Source organism: Streptomyces lasiicapitis, from assembly GCF_014646335.1.
In the GTDB taxonomy this organism is placed as follows: Bacteria; Actinomycetota; Actinomycetes; order Streptomycetales; family Streptomycetaceae; genus Streptomyces; species Streptomyces lasiicapitis.
Genome location: NZ_BMNG01000011.1, coordinates 76,073 through 88,400, shown reverse-complemented (window position 1 = coordinate 88,400; position 12,328 = coordinate 76,073). Strand labels below are relative to the sequence as shown.

At 72.6% G+C, this 12,328-nt stretch carries 8 protein-coding genes and 1 riboswitch; of the genes, 1 reads left to right on the top strand and 7 read right to left on the bottom strand.

Annotated elements, in window-relative coordinates:
- Positions 1–96 precede the first annotated feature (96 nt).
- Complete coding sequence (locus IEY91_RS23980) at positions 97–828, top strand: ZIP family metal transporter (protein ID WP_164326060.1); 732 nt, start codon at positions 97–99, stop codon at positions 826–828.
- A 20-nt stretch (positions 829–848) separates the two neighbouring features.
- Here IEY91_RS23980 and cobI read toward each other — a convergent pair whose 3' ends face one another.
- From cobI to IEY91_RS23945, 7 genes are all read right to left on the bottom strand, one after another.
- Complete coding sequence (gene cobI, locus IEY91_RS23975; protein ID WP_189175648.1) at positions 849–1,589, bottom strand: precorrin-2 C(20)-methyltransferase; 741 nt, start codon at positions 1,587–1,589, stop codon at positions 849–851.
- The gene (locus tag IEY91_RS23970; RefSeq protein WP_189175647.1) at positions 1,586–3,040 is read right to left on the bottom strand and encodes a cobyrinic acid a,c-diamide synthase CobB; all 1,455 of its coding nucleotides are present in this window, start codon (positions 3,038–3,040) and stop codon (positions 1,586–1,588) included. The genes cobI and IEY91_RS23970 overlap by 4 nt, the downstream gene beginning before the upstream one ends.
- Positions 3,034–3,642 carry a cob(I)yrinic acid a,c-diamide adenosyltransferase gene (gene cobO, locus IEY91_RS23965; protein WP_164326063.1) on the bottom strand — a complete coding sequence of 203 codons (609 nt, stop codon included), beginning with the start codon at positions 3,640–3,642 and terminating at the stop codon, positions 3,034–3,036. Before cobO ends, IEY91_RS23970 begins: the two co-directional genes overlap by 7 nt.
- Positions 3,642–5,651: a putative cobaltochelatase gene (locus tag IEY91_RS23960; RefSeq protein ID WP_189175646.1), complete on the bottom strand. Its 2,010-nt coding sequence runs from the start codon at positions 5,649–5,651 to the stop codon at positions 3,642–3,644. Before IEY91_RS23960 ends, cobO begins: the two co-directional genes overlap by 1 nt.
- A gap of 148 nt (positions 5,652–5,799) precedes the next feature.
- A complete protein-coding gene (gene cobN, locus IEY91_RS23955) occupies positions 5,800–9,450 on the bottom strand; it encodes a cobaltochelatase subunit CobN (RefSeq protein ID WP_189175645.1) in 3,651 nt (1,216 codons plus the stop codon).
- A complete protein-coding gene (locus tag IEY91_RS23950) occupies positions 9,447–10,955 on the bottom strand; it encodes a cobyric acid synthase (protein ID WP_189175644.1) in 1,509 nt (502 codons plus the stop codon). The genes cobN and IEY91_RS23950 overlap by 4 nt, the downstream gene beginning before the upstream one ends.
- Positions 10,952–11,902, bottom strand: a complete 951-nt coding sequence (locus tag IEY91_RS23945; protein ID WP_189175643.1) for a cobalamin biosynthesis protein — start codon at positions 11,900–11,902, stop codon at positions 10,952–10,954. Before IEY91_RS23945 ends, IEY91_RS23950 begins: the two co-directional genes overlap by 4 nt.
- A gap of 124 nt (positions 11,903–12,026) precedes the next feature.
- A riboswitch (cobalamin riboswitch) is annotated at positions 12,027–12,187 on the bottom strand.
- Between the last annotated feature and the right edge of the window lie 141 nt (positions 12,188–12,328).

Below are 12,328 nucleotides of genomic sequence, written 5' to 3'. Positions count from 1 at the left end.
GATGTGTGGCCCGGGGACGGGGCCGGGGGAGTGGCCCACGGGGCCGTGGGGCGGGTGCGCGGCGCGTCGGCGGGGTCAATCGGCTAGCAAGAGCGCATGGCGGTGTTCGTGGCGCTCGGCGCGTTCGTGATGACACTCGTCGGCGGCTGGACCGCGGGGCGGGTCACCGACCGGCGTCACCTGGTGCTCGGTCTCGCGGGCGGCCTGATGCTCGGCGTGGTTGGCCTCGACCTGCTGCCGGAGGCGCTGGAGGCGGCCGGTGGCCCGGTCTTCGGCGTACCGGCGGCGCTGCTCCTGGCCGTCGCGGGCTTCCTGTTCGCGCACGTGGTGGAGCGGCTGCTCGCGCTGCGCCGGTCGGCGCACGGGGCGGCCGAGCACAACGGCGGCCGGGTCCCCGAGGTCGGCCTGACGGCGGCTGCGGCGATGGTCGGCCACAGCATGATGGACGGCGTCGCGATCGGCGCGGCCTTCCAGGTGGGCGGCGGCATGGGCGCGGCGGTGGCGGTAGCCGTCATCGCCCACGACTTCGCGGACGGCTTCAACACGTACACGATCACCCGGCTGTACGGGAACGCCCGCCGCAAGGCGGTCGCGATGCTCCTCGCCGACGCGGTGGCCCCGGTCGTGGGCGCGGCGACCACGCTGGCCTTCACCATTCCCGAGCAACTGCTCGGCGGCTATCTCGGCTTCTTCGGCGGCGCCCTGCTCTACCTCGCGGCCGCCGAGATCCTGCCCGAGGCGCACCACGACCACCCGGCGCGCTCGACGCTGCTGTGCACGGTGGCGGGGGCGGCGTTCATCTGGCTGGTGGTGGGCCTCGCGGACTGAGCCGCGCCCTCGGTCGGAGGTCACAGCTTCCCGCCCCGCCCGCCGTCACGCCGAGCGGGCGCGATGAGCGTCGAGAGGTACGGCAGCGGCCCGTCGCCCAGTTCCTCGGCGCCCCGGATGGACTCCTCGGGCAGCCCGAGCGCCGACCCCCACACCGCGTCCTCGGTGCGCCCGGTCTCCCGCAGCGCCGCCGCGACCTCGTGCGCGAGCCGCCCGAACTTGTACGCCACCACGGTCCCCGGCCCGGCAAGCGCGTCCTTCAGCACGGCGGCCCCGGCCGTCACCGGCACCAGCGTCAACGGCTCGGTGCCCTCGGTCAGTACGGCCCCGCTGCGCGCCGCGAGATCCTGCATCGCGGTGATCCCGGGCACGGTCTCGACACCCACGCCCGGCACCAGCTCCGCGATGGTCTGCGCGAGATACGTGAACGTCGAGTACACATTGGGGTCACCGATCGTCGCGAACGCCACCGTGCCGCGCTCGCGCAGCAGCTCGGCGACCTGCTGCCCGGCAGCGTCCCAGGCGGCCTCGCGCCGCGCCCGGTCGGTGCGCTCGTTGAGCGCGAACACGACGCGTACGACGCGGTCCTCGGGCACGTAGTGCAGCACCGTGGCCTCGGCGCGGCCGCGCTCGCCGGTGTCCATGACGGGCACGACGACGACGTCGGCGCCGCGCAGCGCGTTCACGCCCTTGACGGTCACGAGCTCGGGATCGCCGGGTCCGACCCCCACGCCGATCAGCCTGCTGCCGCTGCCACTCATGCCTTGCACCTCTCCACGAACCGACGGGCGATCCCGGGCTCGGCGGCCCAGTGCGTGTGCAGATAACTCGCGTGCACACCCTGTTGTACGAAACCTTCGACGCGCCGTTCAGGGGCGTGCAGCCCCCAGGCGGGAGCCGCCCCCGCGCCCGGCTCGACGACCGTCCGGTGGAACTCGTGCCCCCGCATCCGCGTACCCGCCTCGGCGAGCACACTGTCCGACACGGCGACGGCCTCGCGATACCCCAACGTCAACCGCTCCGACATCGACGCCGCGGCGTCGAGCACCCCACACATCGGCTTCCCGTCCAACTCCCGCGCCAGATAGAGCAACCCGGCACACTCGGCGGCAACGGGCGCCCCACTCGCCGCCAACTCCGCGACGGCTTTCCGCAGCGGTTCGTTGGCGGACAACTCGGGCGCGTACACCTCGGGGAACCCACCACCGATGACGAGCCCCCGGGTCCCGGGGGGAAGTTCTTCGTCGCGCAACGGATCAAAGGTCACGACGTCGGCTCCCGCGGCGGTGAGCAACTCGGCATGCTCCGCGTAGGAGAAGGAGAACGCGGCCCCACCGGCCATGGCGACGACGGGTCGCTCCTGGCTCTGCTGTCTGTCCGGCGTGCTGATCTCAGCCCGTCCGGCGTTTGAGGACGAGGCGCGAAGCGCCGATTCGGGGGCCCGGGGGCGGAGCCCCCGGTTTCGGGAAGGGGCGGGACTGGGGAAAGCCCCGCAGGGCTCCCACCCCGCACCCGACAACGGCGCCGCACCCCGAGCCAACGCCAACACCGCCTCAAGGTCACACCCCTCCCGCACCTGCGAGGCCAACGCAGCCACAGCCTCAAGAGCCTCAGCCCGCCGCTCGGCAACAGGCACAAGCCCCAAATGCCGAGAGGGCGCCCGAACCTGCGGCACCCGCCGCAACGCACCAAGCACAGGCACCCCGGAAGAATCCAACGCCTCCCGCAACAACTCCTCGTGCCGAGGCGACCCCACCTTGTTGAGAATCACCCCACCGACCCGAACCCCCGGATCCCAAGAGGCAAACCCGTGCACCAGCGCAGCCACAGACCGAGACTGCGACGAGGCGTCGACAACAAGCACGACAGGAGCCCGCAGCAACTTCGCGACATGCGCGGTGGAAGCCAGCTCCCCCTGCCCCGAGGCCCCGTCGTACAGCCCCATCACACCCTCGACGACAGCCAGGTCACACCCGGCGGCCCCATGCGCGAACAACGGACCGATCAGGTCGGGCCCGCACAGATAGGCGTCGAGGTTCCGCCCCGGCCGCCCGGTGGCGAGCGAGTGATACCCGGGATCGATGTAGTCGGGCCCGACCTTGTGCGGGGACACGGCGAGCCCGGCCTCGGTGAAGGCGGCCATCAACCCGGTCGCGACAGTCGTCTTCCCACTCCCGGAGGACGGCGCGGCGACAACGACACGTGCTACCACTCGATGCCCCGCTGCCCCTTCTGCCCGGCGTCCATGGGGTGCTTGACCTTGGACATGTCGGTGACGAGGTCGGCGTACTCCACGAGCGCGTCCGGCGCGTTGCGCCCGGTGATCACGACATGCTGCGTCCCGGGCCGGGCCTTCAGCACGGCGACGACCTCCTCGACGTCGATCCACCCCCAGTGCATGGGGTAGGCGAACTCGTCGAGGACGTACAGCTGATAGGTCTCGGCGGCAAGGTCCCGCTTGACCTGCGCCCAGCCCTCACGAGCCTTGTCCTCGTTACTCATCTCGCCGTCGGCCGGGGCACGCTGGATCCAGGACCACCCCTCACCCATCTTGTGCCAGTCGACGGACCCGCCCTGCCCGCTGGCACCGAGCACCCGCAGCGCGTTCTCCTCGCCGACCTTCCACTTCGCGGACTTCACGAACTGGAACACACCGATGGGCCACCCCTGATTCCAGGCCCGCAGCGCGAGCCCGAAGGCGGCGGTGGACTTGCCCTTGCCGATTCCCGTGTGCACGACGACGAGCGGCCGATTGCGTCGCTGACGCGTCGTAAGCCCGTCGTCGGGCACGACACTCGGCTGTCCCTGAGGCATCAGGCGACCCTCCTCGTCGAAGCACCCTGAACGTCTTTCACAAGCCCGGCGATCGAGTCGGCGCGCAGCTCGTCCAGCGTGACCGCGGTCCCGCCGAGCTCCCCGGCCAACTGCCCCGCGAGCCCGAGCCGCACCGGCCCCGACTCGCAGTCCACGACGACCGAGGCATGCCCCTCGGCGGCGAAAAGGCGCGCGGCACGCCCCGCCTGGGCCACCGGCTCGACGCCTCCGGTCGCGCGCCCGTCGGTGACCACGACGATCAGCGGCCGCCGCGCGGGATCCCGCATCCGCTCCACCCGCAGCACGTCGTGCGCGCGCAGCAGCCCGGCGGCGACCGGCGTACGCCCCCCGGTGGGCAGCGACTCCAGACGCACAGCCGCCGCGTCCACGGACGACGTCGGCGGCAACGCCACCTCCGCCCCCACCCCCCGGAACGTCACGAGCCCCACCTTGTCCCGCCGCTGATAGGCGTCGAGCAGCAGCGAGAGCACCGCGCCCTTCACGGCGCCCATCCGCTGCCGCGCCGCCATCGACCCCGAGGCGTCCACGACGAACAGCACGAGGTTGCCCTCACGCCCCTCCCGGGTGGCCTGTCGAAGATCGTCACGCCGCACCACGAGCCCGCGCCCGGACCGCCCGCGCGCCCGCTGATGGGGCGCCGCGGCCCGCACGGTGGCCGCCAAGTGCAGCTTCGTGAGCGCCCCTCGGGGCCGCCGCGCACCCGTCGTACGCCCGTGCTCGGTCCGCGCCCGCGACCGCCGCCCGGCCGCACCCTCACCGAGCCCCGGCACGCTCAGAACCTTCGTACGAAACGGCTCACCGGCCCGCACGGCCTGCTGCTCGCCGGCTCCACCGCCCTGAGGCGGCCCGTCGTCGGAGGCCTCGGGCGTCGCGGCGGCGCCGTCCCCGGACTGCTCGGGCCCGGAGTCCTGAGGCGACTGCCCGCCCCCACCATCAGGCCCGCCACCATCGGGATCGGGCTCGTCGTCCCCGTCGTTCTCCCCGAACTCCTCCAACGTCTCGTCCAACTTGTTCTCGTCGAGGCCCGGGGCGTCGAAGGGATTGCGCCGCCGCCGGTGCGGCAGCGCGAGCAGGGCGGCCTGCCGCACATCCTCGGCGAGCACGTCCTCACGCCCCGCCCACGCGGCAAGCGCGGTCGCGGTGCGCGCCATCACGATGTCGGCGCGCATGCCGTCGACCTCGAAGGCGGCGCAGGTGGCCGCGATCTGCCGCAGCGCACCGTCCCCGAGCCGCACCCGCGGCAGCAGCGCACGGGCGGCGACGATACGCCCTCGTACGGCACCCTCCTCATCGCCCCAGCGTGCCGCGAACCCGTCCGGATCGTCGTCGTAGGCGAGCCGCCGCCGTACGACCTCCACGCGCTGGTCGGGCTCGCGGGAGGCGGCGACCTCGACGGTGAGCCCGAACCGGTCGAGCAACTGCGGCCGCAGCTCGCCCTCTTCGGGGTTCATGGTCCCCACGAGCAGGAACCGCGCCGCATGCCGTACGGACACGCCCTCCCGCTCGACGTACGAGGCCCCCATGGCGGCGGCGTCGAGCAGCAGGTCGACCAGATGGTCGTGGAGCAGGTTCACTTCGTCGACGTACAGAATCCCCCGGTGCGCGTCGGCGAGCAGCCCCGGCTCGAAGGCTTTCACGCCCTCGGCGAGCGCCCGCTCGATGTCGAGCGCCCCCACAAGCCGATCCTCGGAGGCCCCGACGGGCAACTCCACCATGCGAGCGGCGCGAGCGACCCCGCCCCCGGCTTCGTGCGGCCCATCGGGGCAGGCGGGATCGGGCGCCCCAGGAGCACAGGAGAACCGGCACCCGGCGACAACATCCACCTCCGGCAGCAACGCCGAAAGCGCCCGCACGGCAGTGGACTTGGCAGTCCCCTTCTCACCACGCACGAGCACGCCACCGACGGCGGGAGACACGGCGTTCAGCAACAAGGCAAGCCGCAGATCGTCCTGCCCGACGAGGGCGGTGAAGGGATAGGGGGTACTCACGCGACGACCTCCAGCGGATTCCAGGCGTACGGCAACATTTCAGCCCGTCCGGCGTTTGAGGACGAGGCCGTCCAGGCCGATACGGGGGTCCGGGGGCGGAGCCCCCGGCTTCGGGAAGGGGCGGGATTGGGGAAAGCCCCGCAGGGCCTCACTCCGCACCCCCCTCAAGCTGCCCCTCAAGCTCCAGATACGTGGCCCGCAACCGCTCCAACGTCTCCGCGTCCGGCTCGGCCCAGAGCCCTCGCTCCGCCGCCTCGAGCAACCGCTCGGAAATCCCCCGCAACGCCCAAGGATTGGACTTCTCCATGAACGCCCGATTCTCGGGGTCGAACACGTACTCTGCCGACAACTTCTCGTACATCCAGTCGTCCACGACACCAGCCGTGGCGTCGTACCCGAACAGATAGTCCACGGTGGCGGCCATCTCGAAGGCCCCCTTGTACCCGTGCCGCCGCATCGCGGCCATCCACCGCGGATTGACGACCCGAGCCCGGAAAACCCGGTGCGTCTCTTCCCCCAACGTCCGCGTCTTCACCTGATCCGGCACGGCCGAGTCCCCGACGTACGCCTCGGGCGACTCGCCGGTCAGGTGCCGCACCATGGCGACCATCCCGCCGTGGTACTGGAAGTAGTCGTCGGCGTCCACGAGATCGTGCTCGCGCGTATCCACATTCTTCGCGGCGACGGCGATCCGCCGAAAAGCGGTCTCCATGTCCCCCCGAGCGGCCCGCCCGTCGAGCCCCCGCCCGTACGCATAGCCGCCCCACACCGCGTACACCTCCGCCAGATCGGCGTCGGAGCGCCAGTTGCGCGCGTCGATGAGCGGCAGCAGCCCCGCCCCGTACGCGCCGGGCTTGGAGCCGAAGATGCGGGCGGTGGCGCGCCGCCGGTCGCCGTGTTCGGCGGCGTCCTCGTCGACGTGGGCGCGTACGTAGTTGTCGGCGGCGTCCTCGTCGAGTTCGGCGACCGCCCGTACGGCGTCGTCGATCAGCCCCACGACGTGTGGGAACGCGTCGCGGAAGAAGCCGGAGATGCGGACGGTCACGTCGATGCGGGGCCGGCCGAGCTCCGCGACGGGCACGACCTCGAAGCCGGTGACGCGGCGCGACGCGTCGTCCCACACCGGCCGGCACCCGAGCAGCGCGAGGATCTCCGCGATGTCGTCGCCCTGCGTACGCATCGCGGAGGTGCCCCACACGGTCAGGCCCACGGACTTCGGGTGCTCGCCGGTGTCCGCCAGATAGCGGGCGATCAGTGAGTCGGCAAGCGACTGCCCGACCTCCCAACTCAGCCTGGACGGGATGGCCTTGGGGTCGACGGAGTAGAAGTTGCGGCCGGTCGGCAGGACGTTGACGAGGCCGCGTGTGGGGGAGCCCGAAGGACCGGCGGGGACGTACCCGCCGTTGAGGGCGCGCAGGATGTTGCCGATCTCGTCGGTGGTGCGGGCGAGCCGGGGCACGACCTCCTCGCAGGCGAAGCCCAGGACGGCGACGGCGGGCGGCAGTTCGACGCCGACGACGTCACGGACGAGCCCGCGCACGGCGGCGAGGTCCCAGCCGCGCTCCTCCATGCCCTCGGCGAGCCTCCGGCACAACTGCTCGAGGAGGTCGATGGCGTCGGCGGCGGTCCGCGCGGGCCCGTCCACCAGAGCCGTGAGCCCGTCGGCCACCTTCACGGCCGCGCCCGGCTCACCGAGCAACTCCTTCTCGTCCAGGCCGAAGTGCTCCGCGAGACAGGCCCGGAGCCCCGGCAGCGCGTTGGCGGCGCCGCCCCACACCTGGGAGGCCCGGAGCACCGCGAGGACGAGGTTGACGCGCGCCTCACCGACGGGCCCGCCGCCGAGGATGTGCAGGCCGTCGCGGATCTGTACGTCCTTGATCTCGCACAGGTAGCCGTCGATGTGCATCACGAACTCGTCGAACGAGTCGTCGTCCGGCTGGTCGTCGACGTGCAGGTCGTGGTGCAGCTCCGCGGCCTTCACCAGCGTCCAGATCTGCGCGCGCACGGCGGGCGCCTTCGTCGGGTCGAGGTCGCTGACGAGCGCGTACTCGTCGAGGAGCTGCTCCAGCTTCGCGAGGTCGCCGTACGTGTCCGCGCGGGCCATCGGCGGCACCAGGTGGTCCACGACGGTGGCGTGCCCGCGCCGCTTGGCCTGGGTGCCCTCGCCGGGGTCGTTGACGATGAAGGGGTAGACGAGCGGCAGGTCGCCGAGCACGGCGTCCGGCGCGCAGCCACCGCTCAGTCCCAGGCCCTTGCCGGGCAGCCACTCCATGGTGCCGTGCTTGCCCATGTGCACGACGGCGTCGGCGCCGAACGTGTTGTCCAGCCAGCGGTACGCGGCCATGTAGTGGTGGGACGGGGGCATGTCCGGGTCGTGGTAGATGGCGATGGGGTTCTCGCCGAAGCCGCGCGGCGGCTGGATCATCACGACGACGTTCCCGAACTGGAGCGAGGCGAGCACGATGTCGCCGCCGTCGACGTACAGGCTGCCGGGCGGCTCGCCCCAGGCCTCCAGCATGCCGTCGCGCAGCTCGGGGTCGAGCGTGTCGAACCATGCCTGGTAGTCGGCGAGCGGCACCCGCGCGGGCGCGGCGGCGAGCTGCTCCTCGGTGAGCCATTCGACGTCGTGGCCACCGGCGTTGATGAGGGTGTGGATCAGCTCGTCGCCGTTGTCGGGGTGGCCGTGGACGCCGTAGCCCGCGTCCCGCAGGGCGTTGAGGACGCGTACCGCGGAGGCGGGGGTGTCGAGGCCGACGGCGTTGCCGACGCGGCTGTGCTTGGTCGGATAGGCGGTGAAGACGATGCCGAGCTTCTTCTCCGCGTTCGGCTTGTGCCGCAACAGGCCGTGGCGTACGGCGATTCCGGCGACGCGCGCGGCCCGCTCGGGGTCGGCGACGTACACGGGGACGTCGTCGGGGCCCTGCTCCTTGAAGCTGAACGGGACGGTGACGATGCGGCCGTCGAACTCGGGGATCGCCACCTGCATCGCGGCGTCCATGGGGGAGAGGGCGGCGTCGGAGTCCGCCCAGGCGGCGCGGGACGAGGTCAGGCAGAGGCCCTGGAGGACGGGGATGTCGAGGTCGGCGAGCGCGCCGATGTCCCAGGCCTCCTCGTCGCCGCCCGCGCTGGCCTCGGAGGCGTGCGTGCCGCCCGCGGCGAGGACGGTGGCGACGAGGACGTCGGCCCGCCCGAGGGTCTCGTACAGACCGGGGTCGGCGCCGCGCAGCGAACCGCAGTACACCGCAAGGGCGTTGGCGCCCTTGGCCTCGATGGCGTCGCACAGCGTGTCCACGAACGCGGTGTTCCCGGAGAGCTGGTGCGCGCGGTAGAAGAGCACGCCCACGGTCGGGCGCCCCTCGACGTGCGCGCGCTCCCCGTGCACCCCGTACTCGGGCATCTTCCGCGGCTCCGCGAAGCCGTGGCCGGTGAGGAGCACGGTGTCGGACAGGAACCGCTCCAGCTCCACGAGGTTGTCGGGGCCGCCCTCGACGAGGTAGCGCAGCGCCTCCGCCACCACACCGGCGGGCACCGACGACTCGGCCATCAGCTCGGCGTCCGGCACGGTCTCGCCGCCGAGCAGGACGGTCGGGATCCCGGCCGCCTTCAGCGCGGCGAGCCCGTCCTCCCAGGCGCGTTTGCCGCCGAGGAGGCGTACGACGGCGACGTCCGCGCCGTCGAGGAGCGCGGGCAGCTCCTCGCGCACGTCCACGCGGGCCGGGTTGCCGATGCGGTACGCCGCGCCGCAGGCGCGGGCCGCGAGCAGGTCCGTGTCGGCGGTGGACAGAAGCAGGACGGTCATGAGGGTGCCCCCGGTGCGATGAAGGGGAGACCGGACGGAGCGCCGGTCTCGATCAGGCGCAGCAGCGCGTCGGTGTCCGCGTGTTCTTCGATGAGGTCGCCGAGGAGGTCGAGCTGCTCCTCGCGCAGCGTGCCGAAGCTGGTGTCGGGCGCGGGCACGAACCGGCGGCCCGCGGCACGCGCGACTTCGGTGAGGAAGCGCCGCCGGAACGCGTCGCTCTCCAGCGAGCCGTGCCAGTGGGTGCCCCACACGGCCCCGACCCGACACCCGTCCAGGAAGGGTTCTCCGCCGAGGACTTCGGCGACGCCGTGATGGATCTCGTACCCCTCGACGTACTCGCCGAGAGCCTCGCCGACGGGCCGGGCCAGGGTCTTCTCCCGCTGGAACGCGACGCGTACGGGCAGAAGGCCGAGCCCGTCCACGGTCCCGGCCCGCGACTCGACGTCGTCCTCGATCCGCTCCCCGAGCACCTGGAAGCCGCCGCAGATCCCCAGGATCGGCCGCCCCTCGGCAGCCCGGCGCGCAAGCGCGTCCGCGAGCCCGCGCTCACGCAGCCACTCCAGGGCGCGCACGGTGCCGCGCGTTCCCGGTACGACGACGAGGTCCGCGTCGACGAGCTCCTCGGCCCGGTCCACGAACCGCACCACGACGCCGGGTTCGGCGGCCAGCGCGTCCACGTCCGTGAAGTTGGACATCAGCGGCACCGCGCACACGGCGACCCGCAGCACGTCCTCGCCCACCGGCGCCGCCACGACGGACTCCCGCACCGCCCCGCGCAGCGAGACTCGCAGCCCGTCCTCCTCGTCGATGCCGAGCCCGTGCCGGAACGGCAGCACGCCGAACGTCCGCCGCCCGGTGAGGTCGCGCAGCATGTCGAGCCCGGGTTCGAGCAGCGACACGTCCCCGCGGAACTTGTTGACGAGGAAGCCCGCGACCAGCTCCTGATCGGCCGGACTCAGCAGCGCCACGGTCCCGAAGAAGGAGGCGAACACACCCCCGCGGTCGATGTCCCCGACCACCACGACCGGGAAGCGGGCGGCCCGCGCGATCCCCATGTTCACGATGTCGGTACGCCGGAGGTTGATCTCGGCGGGACTCCCCGCCCCTTCACAGATCACGGCGTCATACGTGCCCCGAAGCTCTTCCAGGCATCCCACGACGGTGTCGAGCAGCGCTTCCTGCCGACCTCCGTGATAGCCGCGGGCACTCATCTCGCCCACGGGCCTGCCCATGAGCACGACCTGACTCGACCGGTCGCTCCCCGGCTTCAGGAGCACGGGATTCATCAGCACGCTGGGCTCGACCCGGGCGGCCTGCGCCTGCATGGCCTGCGCCCGCCCGATCTCGGCACCCTCGCGCGTGACGAACGAGTTCAGCGACATGTTCTGCGCCTTGAACGGCGCGACGGACACTCCCTTGCGGGAGAGCCACCGGCAGATCCCGGCGGTGACGACACTCTTCCCGGCATCGGACGTGGTCCCGGCGACCAGCAGCCCACCACTCACGCGAACCGCCTCCACCGCTTCGGCCGTACAAGATCCACAGCAACCGCGCACCCCAGGGCGAGCCACCCCACCCGCCGGGACAGCTGCACGGCCCGCTCGATGTCGTCCACGGCGACGGCGCGCCCCTCGCCGTTGAGGACAGGCCGACGCTCAACCCGCCCCCCGTACGAGAGAGTCCCCCCGAGCCGCACCCCCAACGCCCCCGCGAACGAGGCCTCCACGACCCCGGCGTTGGGGGAGGGGTGCTTCGGGGCGTCGGCACGCCACGCCCGCACCGCCCCCCGGGGCGACCCCCCGGCGGCCACGGCGAGCGCGGCGGTGAGCCGCGCCCCGGGCCACCCCAGGACGTCGTCGAGGCGGGCGGAAGCCCACCCGTAGCGCCGGTACTTGGCGGACTTGTGCCCGACCATCGCGTCGAGCGTGTTGACGGCACGGAACCCGAGCAGCCCCGGCACGCCCCCGACGGCACCCCACACCAGCGCGCCCACGACGGCGTCGGAGGTGTTCTCGGCGACGGACTCCACCACGGCACGCGCGATCCCGTCGGCGTCCAGTGCCTCGGGGTCACGCCCGCACAGGTGCGGCAGCCGCTCCCGGGCGACGTCGACGTCCCCGGCGGCGAGGGCACCCCCGATGGCGCGGGCCTCCCGCCCGAGGGAAGTCCCTCCGAGGACGGCCCAGGTGGCGGCGGCGGTCAGCCCGACGGACGCGGCAGGGGAGCGGCGTACGGCAAGAGAGGCGAGCGCGCCGGCGCCCGCGGCACCACCGGCGCACACCAGCGTGTGCAGCGCGCCCCACCCACGGTGGTCGCGCCACAGCACCCGCTCCACGGCCCCCGCGGCACGCCCGAACACAGCGACCGGATGCCCCCGGCGAGGATCGCCGAGCAGCAGGTCACCGAGGAGGCCGGCGGCGGCGCCGTACGCGAAGTCGCGATCGGCACACATGGGCTCAGCCCGCCGCCACGCCGAGCGGAGTTCTCGGGGCGAACGGCACCCGCGAGGGAGCAGGGACCGGCAACGGGCGGCCGCGCATGGCGATATGTCCTCACTCAGGGTGTCCGCGCCCTGGTTCGACTAGACCGGCGGCGAGAGTTCCTGGCTCCCGGGGATCGTGTTCGGATCACCCGGTGACAGTGGCGGGACCGCGCCGGATTCGCACCGGCTTCCTCTTCTGCCGCCGTAATTGGCTCGGGCAGTCCACCATGGCCCGCGACGCCCGTCAACTCGCTGTTGACCTGCGACGGGAGAGTGTGCGGAGGTGCACACGGGCACGTGCCCAGGGCCGGTTTACGGCTAGGCGGGCCCCACCACTCTCCGTAAGCTTGAACATGACAGCAGGAGAGCGACGCGGAACGCGAACCCGGCAGGGCG

Bases quoted from the DNA above. Each gene is read 5' to 3' on its own strand.
- IEY91_RS23980 (WP_164326060.1), top strand. From the start codon at position 97: ATGGCGGTGTTCGTGGCGCTCGGCGCGTTCGTGATGACACTCGTCGGC.
- cobI (WP_189175648.1), bottom strand. From the start codon at position 1,589: ATGAGTGGCAGCGGCAGCAGGCTGATCGGCGTGGGGGTCGGACCCGGC.
- cobO (WP_164326063.1), bottom strand. From the start codon at position 3,642: ATGCCTCAGGGACAGCCGAGTGTCGTGCCCGACGACGGGCTTACGACG.
- cobN (WP_189175645.1), bottom strand. From the start codon at position 9,450: ATGACCGTCCTGCTTCTGTCCACCGCCGACACGGACCTGCTCGCGGCC.
- IEY91_RS23945 (WP_189175643.1), bottom strand. From the start codon at position 11,902: ATGTGTGCCGATCGCGACTTCGCGTACGGCGCCGCCGCCGGCCTCCTC.